The sequence below is a fragment of the Nocardioides sp. Z22_16 genome, from assembly GCF_058134365.1.
In genome coordinates, this window is the sequence record NZ_JBYTTI010000003.1 from 480,597 (window position 1) to 506,554 (window position 25,958).

At 73.2% G+C, this 25,958-nt stretch carries 24 protein-coding genes and 1 tRNA gene; 15 read left to right on the forward strand and 10 right to left on the reverse strand.

The window, feature by feature from the left end:
* Positions 1 to 5 precede the first annotated feature (5 nt).
* Genes AC3X7R_RS10750 through AC3X7R_RS10760 form a run of 3 tightly spaced genes read left to right on the forward strand, consistent with a single transcriptional unit; the run spans position 6 to position 3,935 of the window.
* On the forward strand, positions 6 to 1,352 hold the full coding sequence (locus tag AC3X7R_RS10750) for a hypothetical protein (protein WP_489965636.1): 1,347 nt from the start codon (positions 6 to 8) through the stop codon (positions 1,350 to 1,352).
* 57 nt (positions 1,353 to 1,409) lie between these two features.
* Positions 1,410 to 1,640 carry a biotin/lipoyl-binding carrier protein gene (locus AC3X7R_RS10755; protein WP_489965637.1) on the forward strand — a complete coding sequence of 77 codons (231 nt, stop codon included), beginning with the start codon at positions 1,410 to 1,412 and terminating at the stop codon, positions 1,638 to 1,640.
* Positions 1,641 to 1,667: 27 nt separating this feature from the next.
* A complete protein-coding gene (locus AC3X7R_RS10760; protein ID WP_489965638.1) occupies positions 1,668 to 3,935 on the forward strand; it encodes an SCO7613 C-terminal domain-containing membrane protein in 2,268 nt (755 codons plus the stop codon).
* A gap of 90 nt (positions 3,936 to 4,025) precedes the next feature.
* On the opposite strand, the gene AC3X7R_RS10765 is transcribed toward AC3X7R_RS10760, so the two are convergent.
* From AC3X7R_RS10765 to AC3X7R_RS10775, 3 genes are all read right to left on the reverse strand, one after another.
* Positions 4,026 to 4,115 (reverse strand) — tRNA-Ser (locus AC3X7R_RS10765).
* A 44-nt stretch (positions 4,116 to 4,159) separates the two neighbouring features.
* Complete coding sequence (locus AC3X7R_RS10770) at positions 4,160 to 4,627, reverse strand: NUDIX hydrolase (protein WP_489965639.1); 468 nt, start codon at positions 4,625 to 4,627, stop codon at positions 4,160 to 4,162.
* 56 nt (positions 4,628 to 4,683) lie between these two features.
* A complete protein-coding gene (locus tag AC3X7R_RS10775; RefSeq protein ID WP_489965640.1) occupies positions 4,684 to 6,222 on the reverse strand; it encodes a sulfatase family protein in 1,539 nt (512 codons plus the stop codon).
* Positions 6,223 to 6,283: 61 nt separating this feature from the next.
* On the opposite strand from AC3X7R_RS10775, the gene AC3X7R_RS10780 reads away from it, so the two are divergent.
* Positions 6,284 to 6,619 (forward strand): hypothetical protein, encoded by a 336-nt coding sequence (locus tag AC3X7R_RS10780; RefSeq protein WP_489965641.1) that lies wholly within the window; start codon positions 6,284 to 6,286, stop codon positions 6,617 to 6,619.
* 130 nt (positions 6,620 to 6,749) lie between these two features.
* Positions 6,750 to 7,691 carry an SPFH domain-containing protein gene (locus AC3X7R_RS10785; protein WP_489965642.1) on the forward strand — a complete coding sequence of 314 codons (942 nt, stop codon included), beginning with the start codon at positions 6,750 to 6,752 and terminating at the stop codon, positions 7,689 to 7,691.
* Here AC3X7R_RS10785 and AC3X7R_RS10790 read toward each other — a convergent pair.
* Positions 7,672 to 8,121: a nucleoside deaminase gene (locus AC3X7R_RS10790; protein WP_489965923.1), complete on the reverse strand. Its 450-nt coding sequence runs from the start codon at positions 8,119 to 8,121 to the stop codon at positions 7,672 to 7,674. The two genes, AC3X7R_RS10785 and AC3X7R_RS10790, sit on opposite strands and share 20 nt — an antisense overlap.
* 32 nt (positions 8,122 to 8,153) lie before the next feature.
* Complete coding sequence (locus tag AC3X7R_RS10795) at positions 8,154 to 8,645, reverse strand: tRNA adenosine deaminase-associated protein (RefSeq protein WP_489965643.1); 492 nt, start codon at positions 8,643 to 8,645, stop codon at positions 8,154 to 8,156.
* 141 nt (positions 8,646 to 8,786) lie between these two features.
* Here AC3X7R_RS10795 and upp point away from each other — a divergent pair, with 141 nt between their 5' ends.
* Positions 8,787 to 9,428 (forward strand): uracil phosphoribosyltransferase, encoded by a 642-nt coding sequence (upp, locus tag AC3X7R_RS10800; protein ID WP_489965644.1) that lies wholly within the window; start codon positions 8,787 to 8,789, stop codon positions 9,426 to 9,428.
* A 3-nt stretch (positions 9,429 to 9,431) separates the two neighbouring features.
* Here upp and AC3X7R_RS10805 read toward each other — a convergent pair whose 3' ends face one another.
* Entirely contained in the window at positions 9,432 to 10,043 is a 612-nt protein-coding gene (locus AC3X7R_RS10805; protein WP_489965645.1) for an ArsR/SmtB family transcription factor, read from the reverse strand.
* Positions 10,044 to 10,143: 100 nt separating this feature from the next.
* Here AC3X7R_RS10805 and AC3X7R_RS10810 point away from each other — a divergent pair, with 100 nt between their 5' ends.
* The 5 genes from AC3X7R_RS10810 to pntB all read left to right on the forward strand — a co-directional run bounded on the left by AC3X7R_RS10810 (position 10,144) and on the right by pntB (position 17,612).
* The gene (locus AC3X7R_RS10810; protein ID WP_489965646.1) at positions 10,144 to 11,430 is read left to right on the forward strand and encodes an MFS transporter; all 1,287 of its coding nucleotides are present in this window, start codon (positions 10,144 to 10,146) and stop codon (positions 11,428 to 11,430) included.
* Positions 11,431 to 11,558: 128 nt separating this feature from the next.
* On the forward strand, positions 11,559 to 12,092 hold the full coding sequence (locus tag AC3X7R_RS10815) for a TetR/AcrR family transcriptional regulator (protein WP_489965647.1): 534 nt from the start codon (positions 11,559 to 11,561) through the stop codon (positions 12,090 to 12,092).
* Positions 12,093 to 12,153: 61 nt separating this feature from the next.
* Positions 12,154 to 14,457 carry an MMPL family transporter gene (locus AC3X7R_RS10820; protein ID WP_489965648.1) on the forward strand — a complete coding sequence of 768 codons (2,304 nt, stop codon included), beginning with the start codon at positions 12,154 to 12,156 and terminating at the stop codon, positions 14,455 to 14,457.
* 155 nt (positions 14,458 to 14,612) lie between these two features.
* Positions 14,613 to 16,142: a Re/Si-specific NAD(P)(+) transhydrogenase subunit alpha gene (locus tag AC3X7R_RS10825; protein WP_489965650.1), complete on the forward strand. Its 1,530-nt coding sequence runs from the start codon at positions 14,613 to 14,615 to the stop codon at positions 16,140 to 16,142.
* Between the two features lie 3 nt (positions 16,143 to 16,145).
* Complete coding sequence (pntB, locus tag AC3X7R_RS10830) at positions 16,146 to 17,612, forward strand: Re/Si-specific NAD(P)(+) transhydrogenase subunit beta (protein ID WP_489965651.1); 1,467 nt, start codon at positions 16,146 to 16,148, stop codon at positions 17,610 to 17,612.
* 22 nt (positions 17,613 to 17,634) lie between these two features.
* Here pntB and thpR read toward each other — a convergent pair whose 3' ends face one another.
* Entirely contained in the window at positions 17,635 to 18,231 is a 597-nt protein-coding gene (thpR, locus tag AC3X7R_RS10835) for an RNA 2',3'-cyclic phosphodiesterase (protein WP_489965652.1), read from the reverse strand.
* Between the two features lie 123 nt (positions 18,232 to 18,354).
* Between thpR and AC3X7R_RS10840 the strand changes: the two genes are divergently transcribed.
* Entirely contained in the window at positions 18,355 to 19,356 is a 1,002-nt protein-coding gene (locus AC3X7R_RS10840) for a sulfotransferase family protein (RefSeq protein WP_489965653.1), read from the forward strand.
* A 34-nt stretch (positions 19,357 to 19,390) separates the two neighbouring features.
* Here AC3X7R_RS10840 and AC3X7R_RS10845 read toward each other — a convergent pair whose 3' ends face one another.
* From AC3X7R_RS10845 to AC3X7R_RS10855, 3 genes are all read right to left on the reverse strand, one after another.
* Positions 19,391 to 20,278, reverse strand: a complete 888-nt coding sequence (locus AC3X7R_RS10845; protein ID WP_489965654.1) for a glycoside hydrolase family protein — start codon at positions 20,276 to 20,278, stop codon at positions 19,391 to 19,393.
* Between the two features lie 71 nt (positions 20,279 to 20,349).
* The gene (locus AC3X7R_RS10850) at positions 20,350 to 21,102 is read right to left on the reverse strand and encodes a VIT1/CCC1 transporter family protein (protein ID WP_489965655.1); all 753 of its coding nucleotides are present in this window, start codon (positions 21,100 to 21,102) and stop codon (positions 20,350 to 20,352) included.
* A 66-nt stretch (positions 21,103 to 21,168) separates the two neighbouring features.
* Positions 21,169 to 22,314: an acyl-CoA dehydrogenase family protein gene (locus tag AC3X7R_RS10855; protein ID WP_489965657.1), complete on the reverse strand. Its 1,146-nt coding sequence runs from the start codon at positions 22,312 to 22,314 to the stop codon at positions 21,169 to 21,171.
* A 109-nt stretch (positions 22,315 to 22,423) separates the two neighbouring features.
* On the opposite strand from AC3X7R_RS10855, the gene AC3X7R_RS10860 reads away from it, so the two are divergent.
* From AC3X7R_RS10860 to AC3X7R_RS10870, 3 genes are all read left to right on the forward strand, one after another.
* On the forward strand, positions 22,424 to 24,205 hold the full coding sequence (locus tag AC3X7R_RS10860) for a sensor histidine kinase (RefSeq protein ID WP_489965659.1): 1,782 nt from the start codon (positions 22,424 to 22,426) through the stop codon (positions 24,203 to 24,205).
* Positions 24,206 to 24,298: 93 nt separating this feature from the next.
* Positions 24,299 to 24,667, forward strand: a complete 369-nt coding sequence (locus AC3X7R_RS10865) for a hypothetical protein (protein WP_489965660.1) — start codon at positions 24,299 to 24,301, stop codon at positions 24,665 to 24,667.
* A complete protein-coding gene (locus AC3X7R_RS10870) occupies positions 24,664 to 25,956 on the forward strand; it encodes a putative T7SS-secreted protein (RefSeq protein WP_489965661.1) in 1,293 nt (430 codons plus the stop codon). Before AC3X7R_RS10865 ends, AC3X7R_RS10870 begins: the two co-directional genes overlap by 4 nt.
* Positions 25,957 to 25,958 lie beyond the last annotated feature (2 nt).

Here is a 25,958-nt window from a genome sequence, read left to right on the forward strand (position 1 = left end):
CTCTGGTGTCCACCTCACGCCCAGGCCGCCGCGCCGCGCCCAAGACCTCCAGGTGGTCGCGGGTCCGCGTGAGCCGGGGCGGTGGCCGCACCCAGGGCCGTCGGGCAGCCGTCCCCGAGGCGAAGCGGGGAGCTCCCGAGGTGGCGCCGCCGGAGTCGGAGCCGGTCCTCGAGCCCGCACCGGTCCTCGAGCCCGCGGCACTGCCCGAGCCCGCGCCGGTGCCCGAGCCCGTACCGGTCCTGGAACCCGCGGCGATCCTCCACTCCCCACCGAGGGAGGAGCCGGCGCCGGTGATCGAGGCCGCGCCGGTGATCGCGCCCGGCCCGGTGATCGAGGCCGCGCCCGTGCCCCGGCCCGCGCCGCCGACGGGCCCCGCCGCGCCTGCCGGGCGGTCGCGGTCGCTGCTGGCCGGCGCCGCCCTGCTGCTGCTGGCGGGCTGCGTCGCTCTGGCGCTCGCCGCCCTCCACCTCGGCCCCGGCTGGCTGGACGGAGCCGGTGCCGTCGCCGTGCTCACCACCTACTCCTGGGCCCTGATGGCGCGGGTGGGCGGCCGCGAGGTCGTCTTCAGCGTGCTCGCCCTGGCGATCGGCGTGACCGCCGTGCTGGCGGAGAGCGAGGTGATGAGGAGCGGCGCCGCGGTGATGACCTGCGTGGCCAGCGGGGTGCTCGCGGTGGTGCTGACCGTGCCGGCGCGGACCTACGTCGCCGTGGTGCGGGAGCTGGTGGTGGCCACGACGGTCGCCTCCGTGGGGGCGTTCGCCACCGTCGGGTTCGAGCCGGTCGCCAGCTCGGTGCGCTTCGAGTACATCACCTTGGCTCTCGGCTTCGCGGTCGTCTCCATCCTGGTCTGGCGCTTCGGGGCGGGGTTCCACGGCCTCGGCACCCGCGGCCTGCTCACCGTCGTGGTGGGCACCGTGCTGCTGGGCGCCAGCCTGCTGTACGCCGAGGCGCTGCGCCGCTACGACGTCGCGGGCGTGGTCGAGCCGACCAACGCCGCGGTGGAGTGGAGCCGGGACAACCTCGGGGCCTTCCCCAACCCGGTGATGGCGCTGCTCGGGGTGCCCGCCCTCGCCTGGGGTGTGCACATGCGGGCCCGGCGTCGGCAGGGCTGGTGGGTCTGCGTCTTCGGTGCCGCCGCGACGCTGGCCGTGGCGCAGTCGCTGGTCACCTGGGACACGTCCTACGTGGAGGCCGGTCTGCAGCAGGTCTACGGCGTGGCGCTCGGCCTGCTCGTCGGCTACGCCGTGATCCGGCTCGACCTGCGCCTCACCGGCCGGCGGGGCCGACGGGCCCGGGCGGAGGAGGCCGAGCACGCGCTGCGGCCCGAGCCGAGCCGCTTCAGCTCCCTGTGACCTTCCCGGTGAGCCTCGGTTCCCCGGTACCTCCCGGTAACCCCTAGCGTCGCTGCCATGGCACGAGAGCGAACGACCGAGGTGCTCGCCGAGATGGTGGCCGCGGTGATGGAGGTGGCGGTGGGACCGGGCGACGAGGTCGCTGTCGGTGACGCCGTCGTCCTGCTGGAGTCGATGAAGATGGAGATCCCGGTGCTGGCCGAGACGGCCGGCACGGTGGTCGCGGTCCGGGTGGCACCGGGAGACGTGGTCCAGGAGGGCGACGTGCTGGTGGTCCTCGGGGCCTGACGGCCCGCGGTGCAGGAGGATGAGCGCGTGAGCACCCCACCCGCCGTCCCGTGTCCCCAGTGCGGGACCGCGCTGCCGCCCGCCGCCACGCAGTGCCCGAGGTGCGGTCTGCGTCTCGTCGGCCCCGAGGCCACCCGGCTCTGGCAGGTCAACCAGCAGATCTCCGCCCTGCGCGCCGAGGCCGACCACCTGATCGCGCGGCTGCGCCAGCCGGTCCCGTCCGCGCCGTACCCGGGCCAGGCGCCGTACCCGGGCCGGCCGCAGTACCCCGCGCAGGCGCCGTACCCCGCGCAGGCGCCGTACCCGGGCCGGACGCCGTACCCGGCGCCGCGCCGTCGTCTCTCCGGCCAGCAGCTCCTGCTCGGTCTCGGGGCGCTGCTGCTGCTCTCCGGGGCGTCCTTCTTCCTGGTCGTGGTGTGGGTGGTGGTCGGCCTGGTCGGCCAGGCGGTGATCATGCTGGCGCTCACCGGGTCCGCCGCGGTGGCGACCGCGGTGGCGACCCGGCGCCGGCTCCCGGCCGCGGCGGAGACGTTCGCGGTGGTCACGGCCGGCCTGCTGCTCCTCGACCTCGCCGCCGCGCACGGTCTGGACCTCGCCGGGCTGGGGGGCCTGCCCGAGGACGGCTACTGGGCCGGGGCCGGCCTGCTGGGCGGGCTGCTCCTCCTCGGCGTCGACCGGCTGGTGCCCCGGGAGCGCGACGGCCGGCCCCTGCGGCCGGTCGTCGTCCTCCGACCCGCGGCGGCCGCGTTCCTTGCCGGTGCGGGTGCCGCGGCGGTCAGCGCGCTCTCCGGCGGCCTGCTGAGCCTCTCGGTGCTCTGCCTGCTGCTGGCGGTGCTCTGCGCGGGCGGCGCGGTGGCGGCGTTCCGTCTCGACCGGCCGGCGCCGGGCCTGCCGCGCGGCCTGCCGTGGTCCGTGGTGCCGCCCGCCCTGGTGGGGGTCGGTGCACTCGCCGGCCACGTGGCCAGCGGCCTCACGCTCGGGCTCGACCCGGACACCGGAGCGGCCCAGCGGTACGCCGCCGTGGCGGTGCTCCTGGTCGGGCCGCTGGCGGCCCTGGTGGCCGCCCTGGTGCCGCCGGTGCGTCGGCCGCTCGTCGTCGCGGTCGAGCGGCTCGGGGTGGACGGTCGTGGCGTGGATCGCCGGCGGCTCCTCGACGTCGCCGTCGTCGCCGTCGTGCCGGCGGGGTGCGTCGTCCTGGCCGACGCCGACCGGTGGCTGCTGGCCGGCCTCTCGGTGGTGGTCGCCGCGGCGCTGGCCGCCGAGCTGGCGATCCGTCGCAGCCGCCCCTCGACCGCCGGGGTGCTCGGCTGGGTCCTGCTCCCGGTCCTCGCCTGGGTGACGCTGCGGCTGACCGAGGGTGCCGCGGTGGACGTGCTGGCCCTGAGCCGGGGGGAGAGCGGGAACCCCGCGCCGGGCTGGCTCCCGGTGGTGCCGGCGCTCGCCTGGACGCTGGCAGCCGTGGCCGGGATCGTCCTCACCCGCGCCGTGCTGTGGCAGCTGCTCGCCCAGGTCGGGGCGCTGCTCACCCTGGCCCTGCTGTTCCGCGACGCGCAGCCGGCGGTGCTGGTCGTCGTCGCCCTCGTCGGCTGCGCGCTCAGCCTGCTGGTGGCGTCGCTGGTCTGGTCGCTGCCCGGGGCGCGGCGGCCGGTCCTCGTGGAGACCGTGGCGCTGGTGCTGGCCGCGGTCTACGCCGTCACCGCGATCGGGCAGAGCCTCGAGGTCTCGGCGGGCGTCACCGCGGCCTGCCTGGTGGTCGTCGGCCTCTGCACGGGCGCCCACGCCGCCAGCCCGGACCGGCTGGTGCTCGCCTACCCGGCCGCGCTGCTGGTCTCGGCCGGGGTCTGGGTGCTGGTGAACGAGGCGGGCGTGGAGATCGTGGAGGCCTACACCGCGCCGCTGGCGCTGCTCCTCGCCGGGATCGGCCTGGTGCAGGCGTGGCGGAGCCCCGGTATGCCGACCGCGGTGACGATGGGCCCGGCGCTGAGCACAGCGCTGCTGCCCAGCGCCGCGGTCGGGATCGAGCAGGGCGACGCGCTGCGGCTGGCCCTGGTCTCCCTGGCGGCGACCGGGATGCTCGTGGCCGGGCTGGCGAAGCGGTGGCGGGCGCCGGTCACCGTCGGTGCGGTCGTGCTGACGGTGCTCGCCGTCACCCAGGGCGGGCCGCTGCTGGCCTACGTCTCCGGCTGGATCCTGCTGATCGGCTCCGGGGCCCTGCTGCTGGCGGTCGGTGTCTCGTGGGAGCGGGCCGTGCTGGCCGGGCGCCGGGCGGCGGGCTGGTACGGCACCCTGGCCTGAGCCTGGCTGCCCACCGCGACGCCACAAAGACGAACACCCGGACCCACGTTTCCGTGGGTCCGGGTGTCCGGGATGTCCTGAGACATCACATGGCGGTGGCGGTGGGATTTGAACCCACGGTGGGTTTGACCCCACACAACATTTCGAGTGTTGCACCTTCGGCCGCTCGGACACGCCACCGCCGGAGAATGTACCGGAAGCGGGTCGGGCGGCAGAAATCCCCCTCATGAGAGGAAGCGGGCGCGTTCCTCCAGCGCGAGAGCGGCGTCGATCCGCGCCCGCATGCTCGCCGACATCGCGGGCAGCCCGTCGACCGGCCACCACCGCACGTCGGTCGACTCGTCGTCCGCGACGTGCGCCTCCCCGCCGACCCAGGTGCACGCGAAGGTCAGGTCGAGGTACGACGCGCGGTCGCCGTTGGCGTGCACCACCCCGGGCAGCACCGAGGTGGAGGCGAGACGGTCGACGGTGATCTCCACGCCGGTCTCCTCCAGAGCCTCCCGGCGCGCGCAGACGGCCGGCTCCTCCTCGGGGTCGATGATCCCCGTCACCGGCGCCCACCGGCCGTCGTCCGAGCGGCGCACCAGCAGGATCTCGTCGCCGCGCCGGATCACCGCGGTGACTCCGGGGAGCCACAGGGGCAGGTCGCCGACGCGCTCGCGCAGGGCCAGGACGAACTCGGGGATGGGCACCCGCCCACCCTAGGGGCGCGGCAGACCCCGACGCCGCCCTCCGGACGAGCGGCGGCTCACCCGAGGGCGGGCTCGGGGAGCTCGGGCACCGCCGCCCGGCAGGCCTCCCCGCGGCAGTCGGCCAACGATCCGGTCAGGAACGTCTCGAGCGCGTCGCGGACCTCGGCGTAGCGCGGGTCGTCGTAGACGTTGACCAGCTGGGCCGGGTCCTCGACCCGGTCGTAGAGCTCCCGGAACTTCGGCACCTTCCAGCGGGAGAGGGTGTAGCGGTCGGTCCGCACGCCCCGGTGCTTCCAGGCCCGTGCCTTCACCTTGCCCGAGGAGCCGGCCTGCACCAGCAGGGCGCGGTCGTCCTGGGCCTCGTCGGAGACGGCGAAGGGCAGCATGCTGACGCCGTCCATCTCCCGGGCGGGGGTGGCGCCGGCCAGCTCGGCGATGGTCGGCGCGAAGTCGATCATCGAGACCGTCTGGGAGCGGCGCTCCCCGGCCGGGATCCCGGGCCCGCGCATCACCAGCGGCACCCGCAGCGCACCCTCGTAGGGCACGTTCTTGCCGACCAGCCGGTGCTCGCCGAAGAGGTAGCCGTTGTCGGAGGTGAACATCACGACGGTGTTCTCCAGCCGGCCCGCCGCCTCGAGCTCGGCGACGATCCCGGCGACCCCCTCGTCGAGCGCGGCCAGGGCGCGGAGGCGCTGGGTGAAGAGCTCCTGCTGCTCGGCGGGGAGGACCTTCTTCCCCTGGCTGTGCTTGGGCTTGTCCGAGACGTCGTCCTCGTTGAAGGCCGGCGACTCCAGCGACGGCAGCGCGACGTCGCCCAGGAGGTCGGCGTGCCGGTCGGCGGCCGGCGGCGGACCCGAGCAGTCCTTCTTGGTATAGCCCTCGCAGGTGCCGTGCGGGGCGATGAAGCTGGACCAGAGGAAGAAGGGCTTCTCGCCGGCGCTGAAGTCGCGGATCATCTCGCGCGACTGCTCCGCGACGGTGTCGGTGTGGTAGTCCTCGGGCCCGAACCGCACCAGCTCGCCGTCGTCGTACTGGAGGAAGTTGCGGTAGTTGGAGAGCACGCCGATGATCGGCCGCCACCGGTCCCAGCCGGGCTCGATGCCGTCCTGGTCGTCATAGCCGTGCAGGTACTTGCCTACGAAGCCGGTCGCGTAGCCGGCCCGCTGCAGCCAGACCGGCAGCGCGGTCTCGGGGTCGAAGCCCTCGTGGCCGCCCCACGGCGGAGAGTTGGTCCGCACCCCGTTGTTGTGGGCGTACTGCCCCGAGAGGATCTGGGCCCGCGCCGGGCAGCAGTTGGGGTGCGGCGCGACCATCTCGTCGAAGCGGACGCCGGCCTGTCCCAGCAGTCGGCGGGTCCTCGGCATCCAGCGCAGCTCGGGCGCGGTCTGGTCGTCGGAGGTGATCAGCACGATGTTCGGCGCGTCCGCGGCGGCGGCCTTCGACGGGGCGAGCGACGGCGCGTCACGGCCCTCGTCCCCGCCCCGGGGATCCCCGCCGTCCCCGGACGACGTGCACCCGGTCGCCAGCAGGAGCGCGGAGCAGGCCAGCAGGGCGAGGCGGTGGAAACGGGGGAGGCGGTGGAGACGGTGCGGCACCCGAGCAGGCTAGCCGCCGTGGCGGCCCCGGCTCCCGCGACGGCTCGCTAGGCTTCCCGACGTGATCCGGCTCCTGCTGCTCCTCCTCGTGGTCGCCGCCCTCGTGGCGGTGGCGGTGACGCTGCTCGCCGGGCAGCGCCGCGAGTCCGGGCGCCACGCCGGGGCGCTGGCCCGGGTGCGGCAGGTGACCGACCTGGCCTACCACCACGACGAGATCTCGTCCGGCCTCGCGGGCGCCGTCATCGAGCGCACCCGTGGCCTGGGTCCCGACTCGGCGGTCCACGAGCTCGAGGCCGCGCTGGACGACGTGCTGGCCCTGGCGCGCGAGCACCGGGCGGCGGAGCCCGACCTGGCGACCATCGTGATCGACACCGTGCGGACCCGCGAGCTGCCCTGAGGCGGGTGCCGCCCCGGTCGATCTCGCCCTGACCGAGCCGCCCTGACCGAGCAGCCCCGGCGGTCCCTCGGCATGATGTCCCCCGTCCCGGGGGGTCCGGGGGCTCGTAGAACGCAGGGGGAACCGCCGCATGTCCAAGAACCCGTCCGTCCCGCAGGGCGCGCCCAGACCGCGTCGTGGACTCGCCAAGGGGGGTGCGGCAGTCGGCGTCCTGGTCGTCGCGCTGCTGATCACCGTGATGTTCGTCCGCCCCACCACGGTCTCGACCGGCCCCGACCAGGTGGCCCTCCACTACACCGGCGGCGCCTTCACCCCCACCCGGTTCGGCGACTGCGTCGGCACCTCCTCGCGTGCCTGGCACGGCCCCGGCGACAAGCACTTCTCCTACCCCTCGTCGCAGCGCAACTACGTCTTCGGCGCCGGCGGCGACCGCGAGGGCATGACCTTCGTGACCAAGGACGGCATCGAGATGAGCGTCGACGGGGTCGCGTCGTTCATGCTCAACACCGACTGCCAGACGCTGCGCCGCTTCCACGACCTGATCGGCAACCGCTACAGCGCCTACATGGACTCCTCCGACGGCAACGGCTCGCTGGGCTGGCTCAACATGCTGGCCGTCTACCTCTCCAAGCCGCTGGAGACGGCCGTCGACCGCGCCAGCCAGAACTACACCTACACCGACCTCTACATGGACCCCAACGTCAAGGCCCAGTGGGAGCGCGACGTGCTGGAGCAGCTCCCCGACCTGGTCGGCCGGCAGATCGACGGCGACGAGGAGTTCTTCACCAACTTCTCCATCACCCTCCAGAAGCCGGTCCCGCCGGAGTCGGTGAAGGCCGCGCTGACCGCGCAGCAGGAGGCGGTCGCCAAGGCCAAGGCCAAGGAGGCCGAGGCCGACGCCCAGGTCAAGGCTGCGCGGGCGCAGGTCGAGGTCGAGAAGGCCGAGGCGCAGAAGATCCAGCAGCGGATCAACGTGCTGGGTCGCGAGGGGTACCTGCGCCAGTACGCGATCGACAAGGGGCTCAACCCCTACCAGCCGACCACCAGCGGGATCATCCAGAACCGCGAGTGAGCCGCTGGCCGCGGAAGAAGCCGTCGAGCAGGGCGGTCGACTCCGCGGCCAGCACCCCGGCCACCACCTCGGGGCGGTGATTGAGGCGACGGTCCCGGACGACGTCCCACAGGCTGCCCACGGCGCCCGCCTTCTCGTCGAACGCCCCGAAGACGACGCGGTCGACGCGGGCCAGCACCGCCGCGCCCGCGCACATGGTGCACGGCTCCAGGGTCACCACCAGGGTGCAGCCGTCGAGCCGCCACTCGCCACGGGCGCGGGCCGCCTCGCGCAGCGCCACCACCTCGGCGTGCCCGGTCGGGTCGGCCTCGACCTCGCGGATGTTGCGGCCGGTGCCGACCACGGCTCCGCCTGCGTCGAGGACCACGGCGCCGACCGGCACGTCGGCCGAGCCCAGCGCCTCCTCGGCGTGGCCCAGGGCGAGGCGCATCGCCTCGTCCCAGCGGGAGGTCGTCACGGGGCTCAGACCGAGCTGAGCCCGACGGCGTCGTCGAACTCCGGTCCGAAGCCGAGGCGGCGGGCGATGGCGGAGAGCATCTCGTCAGGGTAGAGCTCGACGTCGTCGAGCAGCACCCCCATGTCGACGGCGTGCATCCCGAGGTCGCCGAGCAGGTCCAGGTCGCCGGCCGGCTCCTGCTCGTCCTCGTCCTCGGGCATCACCCCGAGGGTCTCGACCGCCGAGCGCGCCAGCTCCCACTCGGTGGCCGCGCTCACGTCGGAGAGGAGGACCCGGGTGGTGGACCCCGCGACCCGCACCAGGAGGAAGAAGTCCTCGTCGATGGCGACCATGCCGAGTGCGCCGGCGTCGCCGGGGAGTCGTCGCAGGCCGTTGGCCAGCGTCTCGACCGACTCGCAGGCGGTCTCCGCGAGCTCGGCGACCCGCCAGGTGCCGTCCTCGCGGTAGGCGGCCAGGGCGAAGTCGATCCCCTCGGCCTGATCAGGAGTCAGCGCCATGGTGGACCCCTTCCAGCACCCGTGGTCGTGTGGCGAAGGTCCCAGGGTGACACGGAAGGAGACGGCGGCCAACCCCTGTGGAGCCCTCTGGAGCAGAGTGCGGGGGAGGCTTCGCGGGGCTTCCTCGACTAAGGTTCGCCCATGCACACCCTGGTCGTCGACCACCCCTTGGTGGCCCACAAGCTCACCACCCTGCGCGACAAGGGCACGGACTCCCCGACGTTCCGTCGCCTCACCGACGAGCTCGTCACGCTGCTGGCCTACGAGGCCACCCGCGACGTGCGGGTCAACCCGGTCGACATCACCACGCCGGTGGGTCCCACCACCGGGGTGAAGCTGGCCACCCCCAAGCCCCTGGTGGTGCCGATCCTCCGCGCCGGCCTCGGCATGCTCGACGGCATGATGCGGCTGCTGCCGACCGCGGAGGTCGGCTTCCTCGGCATGGTGCGCAACGAGGAGACGCTGCAGGTCGCGACGTACGCCGAGCGGCTCCCCGACGACCTCTCCGGTCGCCAGTGCTACGTGCTGGACCCGATGCTGGCCACCGGCGGCACGCTGGCCGCGGCGATCCGCTTCCTCACCGACCGGGGCGCTGACGACATCACCGCGATCTGCCTCCTGGTCGCCCCCGAGGGCTGCGCCAAGCTCGAGGAGCAGCTCGCAGACCTCACGGTCCCGGTCACGGTGGTCACCGCCGCGATGGACGAGCGCCTCGACGAGAAGGGCTACATCGTGCCCGGGCTCGGGGACGCCGGCGACCGGCTCTACGGCATCGCCGGCTGACCCTCAGGCGTCGTCGCCGGTCTCGCCCGGCTCGCCCGGCTCGTCCGGCTCGCCCGGCTCGCCCGGCTCGTCCGGGTGGGGCTGCAGCAGGGCGAGCATCACGTAGGTGCGCCGGGAGGCGTCGCGTCCACGGGTGCGTCGTACCCACGTCTGGAGGACGCCGCTGAGCTCCTCGGTGAGCTCCCGCGCCTCCTGCTCGGTGAGCCGCAGGGCCTGCTCGGTGACAGTGCGATACCCGCTGTCGGGCTTGGCCCCGGCGTGGGCCGCGTCGACCAGCACGTGCGCCCACGCCGCGGCCTGCGACCGGAAGACCGCCGCGGCGGCCGCGCCGCCGGGCTGCGCCTCCATGTCGCGCAGGTCCAGGTCGAGCGACTCGTCGTCCACCAGGCGCCAGACGCGGTCGCGGCGGTCCCGGCCCTCTCCGACCGCCTCCTCGACCAGCCCGTACTTCGCCAGCTGACGGAGGTGGAAGGAGGCCTGGTTGGCCGGGATCCCGAGGTCGTGGGACAGGTCGGCGGCGCGCAGCGGGCCCTGGGCCGAGAGCTCCCCGAGGATCCGGTTGCGGACCGGGTGCGCGAGGGCGCGCAGCACGCGGGGGTCGTGGACCTGGGGCATGCCGGGGAGCCTACCGAGGTCGTGCGCCGCACGCGGAGCCCGCAAGAATAGTTGCGCACGAACCATTGCGCAAGAATACGTGCGCGATTATCGTCGTCCCGTGACCGGATACCGCAGCCTCGCGGGCAACCGTGACTTCACCCGGCTGTGGGTCGGGGAGGCGGTCAGCCAGCTCGGCACCACCGCGAGCGTCTTCGTCCTGCCGCTGCTCGGCCACGCGCTCACCGGCTCCAGCCTGCTCGCGGCCCTCCCGGTGGCGGCGCACATGCTCGGCATCTCGCTCTTCCTGCTGCCCGCCGGGGTGCTGGCCGACCGGGTCGACCGGCGCCGGGTGCTGCTCCTGGCCAGTGCGGCGGGGCTGCTGCTGAGCGGCTCGCTCGCGGTCGCCGGGCTGCTGGGCGAGCTGACGCTGCCGCACCTCGTCGCGGTGGCGCTGGGCACCGGCGCCGTCACCGGCCTCTACATGCCGACCGAGCTCTCGGCGGTGCGCAGCGTGGTGAGCCGCGAGGAGCTGCCGACCGCGATCAGCCAGAACCAGGCCCGGCACCACCTCGCCAACCTGCTCGGCGGTCCCCTCGGCGGGGTGCTGTACGTCGTCGCCCGTCCGCTGCCCTTCCTCGTCGACGCCGCGACGTTCGCGCTCTCGCTGGTCGCGGTCGGCGGAGTCCGGGCCGACCTGTCGCCGCCCGAGCGGCCCGCCGGCCAGTCGCTGGGGACTCCGGGCCGCGAGCTCGTCGACGGCCTCCGTCACCTGCTGGCCCACCCCTACTTCCGGGCGACCGCCGCCTTCTCCGCCGCCTCCAACCTGGTCGTCAACGCGGTGATCTACGTCGCCGTCCTCCGGCTGGTGGAGGTGGGCGAGGCGCCGACGACGATCGGGCTGGTCGAGTCGATGGCCGGCGTCGGCGGGGTGGTCGGCGCGATCGCGGCGCCGTTCCTCATCGACCGGATGGCGACGGGCCGCCTCACCGTGCTGATCGCGTGGAGCTGGGTGCCGCTGCTGGCCATCCTGGTCCTCGGGTCCTCACCGTGGCTGGTGGGCGCGGTGCTCTGCGCCGGGCTGCTGCTCAACCCCGCCGGCAACGCCGCGACCCAGTCCTACCGGGTCGCGATCACGCCCGACGAGCTGCAGGGCCGGATCGCGTCCTCCTCGATGTTCCTCTCCTTCGCCACGATCCCGCTGGCCCCGCTGCTGGCCGGCTGGCTCCTGGAGGCGTACGGCGCCACGACGGCCACCACGGCCCTGCTCGTCGCCGCGGCGCTCACCGCCCTGATCCCCACGCTGTCCCGGTCCGTCCGCGAGGTGCCGCGTCCGCGGGACTGGCCGGTCCTGTCGCAGAGCCCGACCCGGGAGGAGCTCCTCGACGGCCCGACCACGCCGGTGTGAGGAAGGAGACAGCCGGCTATCTCCGATCTGGACTGCACTCTCACCAACAGAGTGCAAGGATGCACTCTGTGTCCGAAAGTGCAACAGGCTCCCGAGAGACGAGGCGTCGAGCGACGAGTCGCCGGATCATGCGGGCGGCCAACACCCTGACCCTCGAGCGCGGGCTCGACGGCTGGACCATGGAGGAGCTGGCACAGGCGTGCGACCTCTCGCGCCGCACCCTGTTCAACTACTTTCCGCACAAGCTGGACGCGGTGCTGGGGCCGGTCCCCGAGTTCCCCCCCGAGGCCCTCGAGCTCTTCCGGGCCAAGGGTCCCACCGGTTCGCTGATGGAGGACTCCCGCCTGCTGGCCCGCCGGATCCTGGAGGCCGAGGAGATCGACCGCCGGGACCTGCGCCTGCACCGCGACGTGATCGTGGCGCACCCCCGGCTGCTCCTCGCCGTGCACGAGCGCTTCGAACAGCTCGCCACCGCGCTCACCGAGCACGTGGTGGCCCGGGAGGGGCCGGAGTTCGGCACCGAGCGCGCCAGGATGCTGGTGCGCCTGATGGTGTGCCTCTTCGACACCTGCTTCACGGGGTTGGCCACCGACCCCCAGGGCCGCCCCCCGGCCGACCTCTTCGACGAGGCCCTCGACACCGCCCGGGAGCTGCTCACCTGAGACGCCGCGCCGTCCGGCGCCCCCGACCCCACCCCAGCACGACACTCCCCAGGAGACCCGCATGGCAACCCTGCTCTACCGACTCGGCAAGACGGCCTACCGGCGCTGGCCGTTCTTCCTGCTCGCCTGGCTGATCGCCTTCCTGGCGATCGGTGGCTTCTCGGCCACCCAGTCCAAGCCGATGAGTGACGCGCTGACCATCCCGGGCATCCCGTCGGAGAAGGCCTCGGACCTCCAGCAGGAGCTCTTCCCCAACGCCGAGGACCCGTTCGCCGAGGCGACGGTCAACATCGTCGCCGTCGCGCCAGCGGGCACCACGCTCGAGGACCCGGAGAACGTCGAGGCGCTCGAGCAGCTGCTCGCCGGCATCCCGGACCTGCCCCAGACGCCGCCGGCCAAGGAGCTGCAGCTGGTCGACCCCGCCACCGCGGCGGCCGGCCAGCAGAAGATGGTCCTCGACGCGGCCAAGGAGAGCGGCATGCCGCTCGACGTGGCCCGGGAGAACGCCCAGGTGCTCTCCCCGCTCTCGGAGGACAAGACCACCGGCATCGTCAGCTTCGAGTGGGACGTCGAGTCGCCCACCGAGGTGGAGGGCACCTCCATCGAGCAGCTCGAGGAGCTCATGGCCGACGTCGAGGACTCCAGCGGCCTGCGGCTGGAGATCAACGGCTCCGGCACCAGCGCCATCACCGAGCTCGGCCTGACCTCCGAGGCGATCGGCGTCGCGGTGGCGCTCCTGGTCCTGCTCATCACCTTCGGCTCGCTGGTCGCCGCGGGCATGCCGATCCTGATCGCGCTGGTCGCGGTGGGGCTCACCAACATCGGCATCATCGGCATGACGGCGTTCACCGACATCGGCTCCACCACCCCGCTGCTGGCCACCATGATCGGCCTCGCGGTCGGCATCGACTACACGCTCTTCATCCTGGCCCGCTACCGCAGCGAGCTGCACCACACCGACGACCGGCAGGAGGCCGTCGGCGTCGCGGTCGGCACCGCCGGCTCCGCGGTGGTCTTCGCCGGCCTCACCGTGATCATCGCGCTCGCCGCGCTGGTCGTCGTCGACATCCCGTTCCTCGCCTCGATGGGCTTCGCTGCCGCCTCCGGCGTCGCGCTGGCGGTGCTCGCGGCGCTCACCCTGCTGCCGGCGTTCCTGGGCGTGCTCAAGTCCAAGGCCTTCGGCGGCCAGGTGATCAAGCACAACCCCAAGCGCGAGGACGACGGCCACGTCATCAACAACGGCGTCCGCTGGGCCCGGCTGATCGGCAAGGCGCCGGCCGCCTTCGCGCTGCTCGTCGTGGTGATCCTGGGCGCGCTGGCCTTCCCGATCAAGGACATGCACCTGGCCTTCCCGACCGACGGCACCAAGCCGGCCTCCACCACCCAGCGGCAGGCCACCGACCTGACCTCCGACGCCTTCGGCGCCGGCCGCGAGGGACCCCTGGTGGTGGTCGTGGACGCCCGCGACCTGCCCGAGGAGGAGCGCGGCCAGGCCTTCGGCGCGGTCGCCGGGTGGGCGGCCGAGATGGACGGCGTCGCCAACGCCCAGGTCGTCATGTCCAACGAGGAGGGAACCGGTGCCCAGGTGCTGGTGACCCCCACCACCGGGCCGGACGAGGAGGAGACCACCGACCTGCTGGAGTCGCTGCGCGAGGGCCAGTCCGACATCGAGGAGGAGACCGGCGCCACCACCGGCGTCACCGGCCTGACCGCGATCACCACCGACGTCTCCGACCGGCTCAGTGATGCGCTGCCGGTCTACCTGGCGGTCGTGATCGGGCTGGCGTTCATCCTGCTGGTCCTGGTCTTCCGCTCGATCCTGGTCCCGCTGACCGCCACCCTGGGCTTCCTGCTCTCGGTGCTGGCCACCCTGGGCGCCACGGTGATGGTCTTCCAGAAGGGCACGTTCGGCATCATCGAAGGGCAGCCGATCGTCTCCTTCATGCCGATCATCCTGATCGGCATGGTCTTCGGCCTCGCGATGGACTACCAGGTCTTCCTGGTGACCCGGATGCGGGAGGCGCACGTGCACGGCATGTCGACCCGCGACGCGGTGGTCGACGGCTTCCGCAACAGCGCGCGGGTGGTGACGGCCGCCGCGGCGATCATGATCGCCGTCTTCGCGGCCTTCATCCTGCAGACCGAGCCGATCATCAAGTCGATGGGTTTCGCGCTCGCCGCGGCGATCGTCTTCGACGCCTTCATCGTCCGGCTGGTGCTGATCCCGGCGCTGCTCTACATGATGGGCGAGAAGGCGTGGTGGATCCCTCGCTGGCTGGACAAGGTGCTGCCCAACGTCGACGTCGAGGGCGAGAAGCTCGACCGTCCGCACCTGCGGGACGGGGCCGACGACGCCGTCGTCTGATCCACCGCACGTCCTCCGCGACGAGACGGCCCACGGGCCGCGGCACCCTCAGGGGCCGTGGCCCGTGGGCCGTTCGGGTATCCCGGTGAGTGGACGGAGGGGAGCTCGCGCAGGAGCCGATGTACGGTGACCCCGCCCACACCTAGGAGGAATTCTTGCGCATCGGTATCCCCCGTGAGTCACGCGACGGCGAGACCCTCGTCGCGGCGACGGCGAAGACGGCGGAGCAGCTCACCAAGCTCGGCTACGAGGTCGTGGTGGAGTCCGGCGCCGGGCAGGCCGCCGACCTGCGCGACGAGTCGTACGCCGAGGCCGGCATCCGGGTGACCGACTCGGCCGAGGTCTGGGCCAGCGACGTGGTGGTGAAGGTCAACGCGCCGTCCGCCGACGAGATCGGCCGGATGCGCCGCGGGGCCACCGTGGTCTCGCTGATGGCACCGGCGCGCAGCCCCGAGCTGCTCGAGCAGCTGCAGGCCGCCGGCGTGACGGGCCTGGCGATGGACGCGGTGCCGCGGATCTCGCGTGCCCAGTCGATGGACGTGCTCTCCTCGATGGCCAACGTCGCGGGCTACCGCGCGGTCGTCGAGGCCGCGCACTCCTTCGGCCGCCAGTTCACCGGCCAGGTCACCGCGGCCGGCAAGGTGCCGCCCGCCCGGGTCTTCGTGGTGGGCGCCGGCGTGGCCGGTCTTGCCGCCATCGGTGCCGCCGGTGCGATGGGCGCCATCGTGCGCGCCTTCGACGTGCGCCCCGAGGTGGCCGAGCAGGTCCAGTCGATGGGGGCGGAGTTCGTCACGGTCGACATGGAGGCCGAGGTCTCCACCGACGGGTACGCCCGTGAGATGACCGCGGAGCAGGAGAAGGCCACCGCGGTGATGTACGACGCGGAGGCGCGCGCCGCCGACATCGTGATCACCACCGCCCTGATCCCGGGGCGCCCGGCGCCACGGCTGATCAGCGCCGAGACGGTGAGCAAGATGAAGCCGGGCTCGGTGATCGTCGACATGGCCGCCGCCAACGGCGGCAACTGCGAGCTCACGGTCAAGGACGAGAGGACCGTCACCGACAACCTGGTCACGATCCTGGGGTACACCGACCTGGCGGGCCGGCTCGCCGCCCAGACCAGCCAGCTCTACGGCACCAACATCGTCAACCTCTTCAAGCTGCTCACCCCGGGCAAGGACGGCGAGCTGGTCCTCGACATGGACGACGTCGTCCAGCGCGGCATCACCGTGGTCCGTGACGGCGAGTCGATGTGGCCGCCGCCGCCGATCCAGGTCTCCGCCGCCCCGGCCGCCGCCCCCGCGGCCCCGGTGGAGCCGAAGGCGCCGAAGCCGCCGCCGGACCCGCGCCGCAAGCTCTTCGCCGCCGCGCTGGCCGCGGTCGCGTTCGCCGCCCTGGCCACCGTCTCGCCGGGGGCGTTCCTCAACCACTTCACCGTCTTCGCGCTCGCGGTCTTCGTCGGCTACTACGTGATCTCCAACGTGGCGCACGCGCTGCACACCCCGCTGATGAGCGAGACCAACGCGATCTCCGGGATCATCGTGGTCGGCGGGATCCTGCAGGTGGGCTCCGAGAGCCTGCTGGTCTCCGCGCTGGCCGTGGTGGCCGTGCTGGTGGCGAGCATCAACATCTTCGGTGGCTTCCTGGTCACCCTCCGCATGCTCGAGATGTTCCGGAAGGACTGACCCGTGACCGACTTCCTGACGTCCTCGGAGCTGGTGGGCTTCGTCCAGGGGCTCTACATCATCGCCGGCGTGCTCTTCATCGCCGCACTGGCCGGACTGAGCAAGCACGAGACCGCCAAGCGCGGCAACCAGGCCGGGATGGCCGGCATGGGCCTGGCGCTGGTGGCCACGATCCTGCTCGCCGCCCGGCAGAGCCAGTACGCCGGCTACCGCGACCTGCCGATCACGCTGGTCCTGATCGCCGTCCCGATGCTGATCGGCGGCGCCATCGGCGCCTGGAAGGCGCGCACGGTCGAGATGACCGGGATGCCCGAGCTGATCGCGCTGCTGCACAGCTTCGTCGGCCTGGCCGCCGTGCTGGTCGGCTTCAACTCCTTCTTCGAGCACGGCAGCGGTGACAAGGTCCACGCCGTCGAGGTCTTCCTCGGCGTCTTCATCGGCGCGGTCACCTTCACCGGCTCCATCGTGGCCAACCTCAAGCTGAGCGCCAAGATGAAGTCCTCGCCGCTGACGCTGCCGGGTCGCCACCTGCTCAACGCCGCGATCCTGCTGGTCTCGCTCGGCCTGATGGTCTGGTTCATGTCGTCGCAGGAGATCCTCACCGGCGACGTCCAGGTCGGGGTGCTCCCGCTGGTGATCATGACGGTGCTGGCGCTGGTCCTGGGCTTCCACCTGGTGGCGGCGATCGGCGGCGGCGACATGCCGGTCGTGGTCTCGATGCTCAACTCCTACTCCGGCTGGGCCGCTGCGGCCGCCGGCTTCATGCTCAGCAACGACCTGCTGATCATCACCGGCTCCCTGGTCGGCTCCTCGGGTGCGATCCTGAGCTACATCATGTGCAAGGCGATGAACCGCTCGTTCATCTCCGTCATCGCCGGCGGCTTCGGCTCCGACGGCGGCTCCGCCGGTGCGGACCGCGACTACGGCGAGCACCGCGAGGTGCAGGCCGACGAGGTCGCCGAGCTGCTGGCCGGCGCGGGCTCGGTGGTGATCACCCCGGGCTACGGCATGGCGGTCGCCCAGGCGCAGTACCCGGTCGCCGAGCTCACCGCGGCGCTGCGGGCCAAGGGCGTGGACGTGCGGTTCGGGATCCACCCGGTCGCCGGCCGCCTGCCCGGCCACATGAACGTCCTCCTCGCGGAGGCGAAGGTCCCCTACGACATCGTCCTGGAGATGGACGAGATCAACGACGACCTCGCCCAGACCGACGTGGTCCTGGTGATCGGCGCCAACGACACCGTCAACCCGGCCGCCGTCGAGGAGCCCGACTCGCCGATCGCCGGGATGCCGGTCCTCGAGGTCTGGAACGCCCGCGAGGTCATCGTCTTCAAGCGCTCGATGGCCACCGGCTACGCCGGGGTCCAGAACCCGCTCTTCTTCAAGGAGAACACCCGGATGCTCTTCGGGGACGCCAAGGAGCGGGTCGAGGACATCCTCCGGTCGCTGCCGCGCGAGGCCGCGCTGCGCTGACGGCGCGGCCGTCGTCGGCACCTCAGCCTGCGGGGCGCACCGCGGGTCCGGGGGCGTCGCCGACCGGCAGCTCGGCCAGCACCTCGTAGCGCGGGCGGTTGCGCGGCCCCTCACCGAGGTGGGAGCGGACCAGGGTGAGCGTCTCCACGGACCAGGCCGGGCCGGCGTAGGTGTCGAGCAGCCGGACCCACGGGGTGACCTCGGTGGGGCGGCGCATCCGGGCCACGGTGAGGTGGGGCCGGAACCGTTGCCCGTCCACCGCGATGCCGGTCCGCGAGGCGGCGGCGCGGGCCCCCTCGGCCATCCGGCGCAGCTCCAGCGCGCCGGGCTCGTCGAGCTCCAGCCCGGCCCAGAGCACCTTCGCCCCCGCGACGTGGGGGAAGGCGCCGCCCCCGGCGATCCGCGTGCGGAACGGCGTGCGCCGGGCGGCGGCCCGCGTCAGGCGCTCCAGCAGCTCGTCGAGGTGCCGGTCGGCCGCCTGGGCCAGGAACGCCAGGGTGAGGTGGAGGTGCTCGGCGGGCGCCCAGCGGAAGCCGGCGGCGTCGCGGCGGACCTCCAGGAAGGCGTCGAGGTCCTCGACCGCGGCCTCCGGCGGCACCACCGCGACGAAGAGCCTCACCCGACCAGTGTGCCCGACGTCGAGTGCCCGGGCCCCGATCCCCGTGTCCGCCGGGTGGACCTGATCCGTCTCGCGGTGTGACCCCTTCTTGCAAAGTCGCCCGAGTCACTAGACATTTGTGAGGTGGAGCGTCTGCCAGATTTCTTCCTCGTCGGTGCGCCCAAGGCCGGCACCAGCGCCTTGCACGCCGCACTCGTCCAGCACCCCCAGCTCTTCATGAGCCCGGTGAAGGAGCCGAAGTACTGGATGTGCGGGGACTCCCCGCCGCCCGCCTACAAGGGACCGGGTGACGCGCACAGCAACCGGGAGTGGATCTGGCAGCGTCAGCGCTACCTCGACCTCTTCCGGGAGGCGCCGAGCACCTCGCTGCTGGGGGAGAGCACGCCGTTCTACCTCTACAACCGAGACGCCCGGCGGCGCATCGCCGCCGACCGGCCGGACGCCCGGCTGATCGCCGTGCTCCGCGACCCCGTCGACCGCGCGTACTCCAACTGGATGCACCTGTGGACCGACGGACTGGAGCCGAGGGGCGACATCCTGGACGCGGTCGGCCGGGAGCAGCAGCGCATCGACGCCGGCTGGGCGCCGTTCTGGCACTACCGGAGCCTGGGGATGTACGGACGGCAGCTGGCGGACCTCTTCGACCACTTCCCCCCCGAGCAGGTGCTGCTGCTGCGCTACCGCGAGCTGGTGGAGGAGCCGTCGCACGCCCTGGACCGGGTCTTCCGGTTCCTGGGAGTCGACACCGTCGACGTGACCGGCATCCCGCGGGACAACTCGCGGCCGTTCGTCCGCGACGGGCCCCGGGTCCGGGCCATCGGGCCGGTGATCCGAGCCGGCGCCACGGTGGGGCAGTTCATGCCGCCCGAGGTGTGGCGCCGGGTCAGCCGCCCTCTGGTCGCCCAGCTGCACCGCGGTGGAGGCGAGGCGCGCCCCAAGCTCACCCCGGCGCAGCGGGCGGCCCTCCTGGAGCCGCACCTGGCCGACATCGAGCTGCTGGAGCGGCTGACGGGGGAGTCGTTCGCGGACTGGAAGACCTATCGCGACGGGGGGACCTTCTCCAGCCGGCTGGGAGAGGGCCGCACGAGCGAGCGCCACCCCGGCGCGTCGGTCATGGCCGACTGAGGGTGGTGAGCCCCGGGTGGTGAGCCCCGGGTGGTCAGCCCAGGGTGGTCACCAGGTCGTGGGCCCCGTCGGGGCGGGCGACCTCGAGGTAGAAGCGGGTCGCGCCGTCGGGGAGCTGGACGGCCGAGGCGTAGCGCAGCGCCCCGTCGGAGTACGGCGAGCGCAGCGGCGCGACGGCCTCGTCGGCGACCAGCATCCCGTCGCGCTCCCGGGCGACCCCGGTGATCTCGTGCCAGTTGTCCTGGGCGCGGGCGCGACCGTCGTAGAGCACCACGAGCGGGTCGTGGGAGAGGACGGTGGTGACCCGGGCGCCCCGGGCGTCCCACGCGCCGGGAGTGGGGCGCAGCACGGTGCGGTGGCGCTGCCAGACGAGGCCGTCGTCGCTGGTCAGGTGGGCGGTGCTCATCCGGTCCTCCTCGCCCGGCTCGGTGAGCGGGTGCTCGCAGACCCACATCTCCCAGCGGCCATCGCGCACCGTGATCACCGGGTCCTTCACCGCGACCCGGTCGTCGCCGGCCAGCACGACGGTGCGCCGGCCGGTGGGCAGGTCGCCGGGGGTGTCGGCGTCGAGCGCCTCGATCCACCAGTGCTTGGAGCCCGGCGTGGCGCACGAGAGGTAGAGCCGCCAGCCGCCGTCGGGACGCCGGAGCACCACCGGACGCTCGAACGACTCCGCGCCGAAGTCGTCGCGGCGGACCTGCGCGACCGTGGTGAAGGCGACCCCGTCCGTCGAGCTCGCCACCACGGTGGCGACTCCGCGACCGGCCTCCAGCGGCCTGCGCAGGCGGTAGGTGAGCCAGAAGGTGCCGTCCACCCAGGTCACGGTCGCGGCGCCGGCCCAGTTGCCGGGGCCGTCGCCCGGGGCTGGGACGACCACCTCGGCGCCGGCGAGGTCGGGCAGCGGCAGCGTGTCGAGGCTCATGCATGAAAGTGTATCGAATTTGTCCGGTTTGTGGGGGAGCGAGATCGCGGCAGCCGGGTCGGGAGCCGCCCTCAGGCGCCGATCAGCAGGCCCACGGCATAGGTGGCCGCCATCGCCAGGACGCCGCCGGCGACCGTGCGCACCACGGCGCGGCCGACCGGGGAGTTGCCCAGCCGGGCACTGATCAGGCCGGTGAGGGCGAGGGCGACCGCCACCGTGGCGGCGGTGATCCCCACGCGCAGGTCCCGGGGGGAGAAGGCGATCACCAGCAGGGGCAGCAGGGCTCCCAGCGTGAAGGCCAGCATCGAGGCCCCGGCGGCGTGCCAGGGGTTGGTCTGCTCCTCGGCGTCGATGCCGAGCTCCACCTCGGCGTGCGCGGCGAGCGCGTCGTGCGCGGTGAGCTCGCGGGCCACCTCCAGCGCGACCCGCTCGCTGACCCCCCGCTCGACGTAGAGACCGGCCAGCTCGGCCAGCTCGGCCTCGGGGTCCTCGAGGAGCTCGCGCCGTTCCCGGGAGAGCAGGGCCAGCTCGGAGTCGCGCTGGGTGCTCACCGAGACGTACTCCCCGGCGGCCATGCTGATGGCCCCCGAGATCAACCCGGCGACACCCGCGAGGACCACGGTCGGGGTGGTCGCGGTGGCACCGGCCACGCCGACGACCAGGCCGGCGGTCGAGACGATCCCGTCGTTCGCGCCCAGCACCCCGGCCCGCAGCCAGTTGAGCCGGCTCACGAAGCTCTCCCCGTGCGGCTCGTCGGCGTGCCCCCCCAGGGCGTCGGCCCTGGCCGGGTCGGATCCGGTGGCGCCGGGGCCCTGGTCGGTCACCCGCCCATAGTGGGCGCCGCCGCGCCCCCGGGCAAGGGACGCGGCGGCGACCCGCTCAGGACCGCGTCACAGGCCGAGGTCGCGGCCGATCAGCATCTTCATGATCTCGTTGGAGCCGGCCCAGATCTTGGTGACCCGGGCGTCGCGCCAGGCGCGGGCCACGCGGTACTCGTTCATGTAGCCGTAGCCCCCGTGCAGCTGGACGCAGTGGTCGAGCACCTCGCTCTGCACCTGCGAGGTCCACCACTTCGCCTTGGCCGCGTCGACCGGGGAGAGGACGCCCCGGGTGTGCTTCATGACGCACTCGTCCACGTAGGCCTGGGTGACCTCGACCTTGGTGACCAGCTCGGCCAGCAGGAACTGGTTGGCCTGGAACTTGCCGATCGGCTGGCCGAACGCCTGCCGGTCCTTGGCGTACTGGACGGTCTCGTCCAGGATCTGGCGCGCGTGGGCCAGGTTGGTCACCGCGGAGCCGAGGCGCTCCTGGGGGAGGAACTGCATCATCGAGATGAAGCCGGTGTCGAGCGGGCCGATCAGGTCGGCGTTGCTGACCCGCACGTCCTCGAAGGCGAGCTCGGCGGTGTCGGAGTCGTCCTGCCCGACCTTGTCGAGCACCCGGCCCACCGAGAAGCCGGGCAGGGAGGTGTCGACGCCGAAGAGCGAGATGCCCTTCGCCTTCTTCTCCGGGCTGGTGCGGGCGGCGACCACGACCAGGTCGGCGCTGCCGCCGTTGGTGATGAAGGTCTTGGAGCCGTTGATGATCCAGTCGTCGCCGTCGCGGACCGCCGTGGTCTTCAGGTTGGCCAGGTCCGAGCCGCCGCCGGGCTCGGTCATCCCGATGGCGGTGAGCAGCTCGCCGGTGCAGAACCTGGGGAGCCACCGCTCCTTCTGCTCGTCGTTGGTCAGGTGGACCAGGTACGGAGCGACGATGTCGGCGTGGATGCCGACGCACGAGGGGAGCGTCATGTTGATCTTGGCGAGCTCCTCGGTGAGGACCGCGTTGAAGCGGTAGTCGCCCGCCTCGGAGCCGCCGTACTGCTCCGGTACCTCCAGGCCGAGGAAGCCCTGCTTGCCGGCCTCGAGCCAGAAGTCACGGGTCAGCCCGTGGTTCTTCTCGTACTCCTCCAGGTGGGGGACGACCTGGCGGTCCAGGAACTCCTTGACCGAGGCACGGAACGCCTCGTGGTCCTCGTCGTAGATCTCGCGCGTCATGCCACACAGGTTACCCACCAGTCAGGGGGTCGGACACGCGCCGTGAGGAATACAGTGCCTGGCGGGACGGCCACCCCGGTCACGAGGCGGCAGGTGGGGGGAGTGTTCGGTGCAGGACAGTGAGGGTGCGGATCGGCGGGCGGCCGATCCCCGAGCCGGAGCCTGGGGCGGGCCGGCGGACCGCCAGGCGCTCCAGCAGATCGCCGCCGACGTCGCCGAGCGCTCCGGCTTCGCCGTCTGCGCGATCGAGGTGCTGCGAGCCGACGGCATGCTGGAGACGGTCGCCGCCGCCGGCCGGCCCGACCTCCAGGAGTGGCGACTGGGCCGAGGGGTGCCGCTGGAGGCGAAGGCCGCCGCGTTCACCTGCGGCGCGACCTTCGGGCAGCTCACCTTCGTCGCCGCCGAGTGGCTCTCCCGGGAGGCCATCGAGCTGGTGGCCCGGTACGCCTACGTCCCCGACCTCCCCGACTCGCCGCACCAGGACGCCTGGCGGGCCCAGGACATGCTGATCGCGCGTCTCCTCGACGACGCCGGGGAGCTGCGCGCCGTCCTCCACCTCGACGAGCCGTCCGGGGGCCGGCGACCCTCGCCCCGCGAGCTCCTGGCGCTCTCCGACGCGCTCCAGCTCGCGTTCCGAGCCGTCGTCACCACGGTCGAGCGCGAGGGACTGGCCCAGCAGGTCCGGATGGCGCGGGCCGCGCGGACGATGATCCGCAACGCCAGCGGCCGGCTCGAGCTGCCCGAGGTCCTCGAGATGGCCACGCTGGAGCTGCGCGACGCCTTCTGCGCGGAGCGGCTCGAGATCCACGTCCTCGACCCCCAGTTCGAGGCGGCCGGTGCGCCGGCCGCCGGCCGTCACCTCTTCCGGGGCATCGAGCAGGCGATGATCCGGGCCTGGCGCCACGAGCGCGTCCTGATCGTGGAGCCCGAGCAGGTCTGGGGTGACCCCGACCTGGCGGCCGAGCACCACGAGATCCTCGGGCGGAGCCTGGTGGAGACCGGCATGGCCGCCATGGTCCTGGTCCCGATGGGCACCGCCGGCCGGCTGCTCGGGGCCCTGGTCATCCACCGCCGGCCGGGGGGCGCGCGGTGGACCGACAGCGAGAGCTCGGCGGCGTTGGACGTGGGTCAGGACCTGGCGAGCGCGATCCTGCAGGCGCGCGCGCTCGAGAGCGAGCGCCAGCTCAACGAGGAGCTGCGCCGGATGGACGACTACCGCCAGGAGCTCCTCACCACCGTCTCCCACGAGCTCAAGAACCCCATCAGCGTCATCCTGGGCCACCTGGAGATGCTGGACGTCGACGCGCTGCCGCAGGTCCGTGGCGAGGAGAGCCTGCGCTCCATGGCGCGGGCGGCCAGACGGCTGCAGGCGCTCGCCGAGGACCTGCTGATCCTGAGCCGCCTGGGAGCCCAGGGCCTGGCACGCGATCCGACGCCGCTCGACCTCGGGGCCCTGCTGGCGGAGGTGGTCGACGACCTGCGTGTCGAGGCCGACCAGCACCAGGTCAGGCTGGTGCTCCGGCCCTCCTCCGCCGCCCACGTGCTCGGTACCCCCGACGACCTCGCCCGCGTCCTCCTCAACGTGGTCGGCAACGCGGTCAAGTACTCCGGGCCGGACGGGACCGTCCACCTGTCGCTCGACTCCGTCGGTCGCGGCGTCCTCTTCACCTGCGCGGACGACGGGCTGGGCATCAGCAAGGCCGACCAGGGGAGGCTCTTCGCGGACTTCTTCCGGTCGACCAACCCCGAGGCGCTCGCCCGTCCGGGCAGCGGGCTCGGCCTGCCCATCGTGCAGCGGATCGTGGAGAGCCACGGAGGCAGGGTGAGCGTGGAGTCGGAGCTCGGTCGCGGGACCGTCGTGCGGGTCTGGCTCCCCGCTGCGGGAGAGTAGCCCTGCCGGACGCGCGCGTGAGCGGCGTTTGGGCCCCCCGGACCGGGGGGATACCTGTGCTCGACCGAGCTGGACAGAGGGGACGGAGGGGCGATGTCGCTCTGGGTGGAACCGGAGGAGCTGCGTGGCGCCTCGAAGAAGCTGGCCGCCGCGGCCGGGGTGCTCGAAGGGCTCGAGGCTCCTTCGACCGGGGTGAGTGCGAAGAGCTTCGGCCATGTCGAGCTGGCGGAGTGGACCCTGACCGCCCTGGCCTACTGCGAGGCGGCGAACGAGCAGTTGGGCAGCGCCGCCGCGGCGCTGGGGGAGCAGCTGCGCGGCACCGCCGACGACTTCGAGTCCCAGGACCGCTCGGTGGGCACCCTCTTCGACCCGTTCCAGTCCCGGCTCGGGTCCCCCCTCGTCCCGGCGTCCGGCACGGCGACCGGCGGAGCCGGTCTCCCCGCCGCGACGAGCGGCCCGTGACCGCCCCTGCCGCCAAGCAGCTGGGCGAGACCCAGGACCACCGCGAGCTCGTCCCCGGGGAGCCGACGACGGTCCGCGGCACCGCCACCCGTCTCACCCGTCTGCACGGCAAGGTCGACGGCGCCTTCGACGACTTCTCCGGCGCCCGGGTCGCGGAGTGGACCGGGCAGGCGGCGTGGGCCTACGAGCGGGGTCACGAGGAGGAGCGGGAGCGCTGGAAGCTCTACCTGAAGCTCCTCGACTCCTCCGCGAAGGCGCTGGAGACCTACGCCGGCGCCCTCGAGGCCGGGCAGGGCAAGGCGGCCGAAGCGCTGGCCAAGTGGAACGAGGGCGAGCAGAAGCGCCTCGCGGCCCTCGAGTCGTGGGAGCAGGACCGGACGGCGTGGAACGCCGCGGTCGCCGAGGGCCGGCCGGCCGACCGGATGCCCCCGCACCCGGGCATGTCGCCCGGCGACCCCGGTGCCTCGCTGCGGGCGGAGGCGGAGGAGATCCTGGAGGACGCACGGACCGCCGTCGACGAGGCGGGCGCGGCCGCGGCCGCCACGCTGGGCGGGCAGGACGGCTCGCGCACCGACGGCGAGAGCGACAAGTGGGGTGCGGAGGGCGAGCTGACGGGCCCCTCCTTCAACTGGGGCCCGCTCGGCGAGGCGTTCGGCGACGACCCGCGCTCGGGCTACCGCGAGCGCAGCTGGGACGACTTCGCGCTGACCCTCGGCGAGGCGAGCGGCTCGGCGTACTACTTCCGCGGCAAGGGCAGCTGGGAGGACTACTGGGGCGGCGCCCGGATGAACGCCGACGGCACCTTCACCGTGGGGGAGGCCCGGGGCAGCGCGAGCGCAGGGGTCGACTCGGACGGGGCGCGCGTCAACCTCGAGGCGAAGGTCACCGCGGTCGGCGCCGACGGGGAGGTCCGCGGGGAGTACGGCGCCCTCGACGGCAAGGCCTCGGCCAGCGCCGAGGCGGCCGCGCTGGCCGAGGCCCAGGTGCTGGTGGGACGCAACGGTGCGCACGCCGCCGGCGAGGTCTTCGCCGGAGGGCGGGTCGAGGCCAAGGGCGAGGCGAGCGTCGGCGGCGTCGGGGTCGAGGGGGGTGCCGAGGCGTGGGCGGGCATCGGCGCCGGCGCGTCGGCGAACTTCGGCTACGACTCGGGCCGGTTCTCCATCTCCGCCTCCGGCGGACTCGCCTTCGGGGTCGGTGGCAAGGTGAGTGGCGGAGTGACCCTGGACTTCCCGAAGATGTACGAGACCGGCAAGGACATCGTCGACGGCATCGGCGGATGGTTCCCGTGACC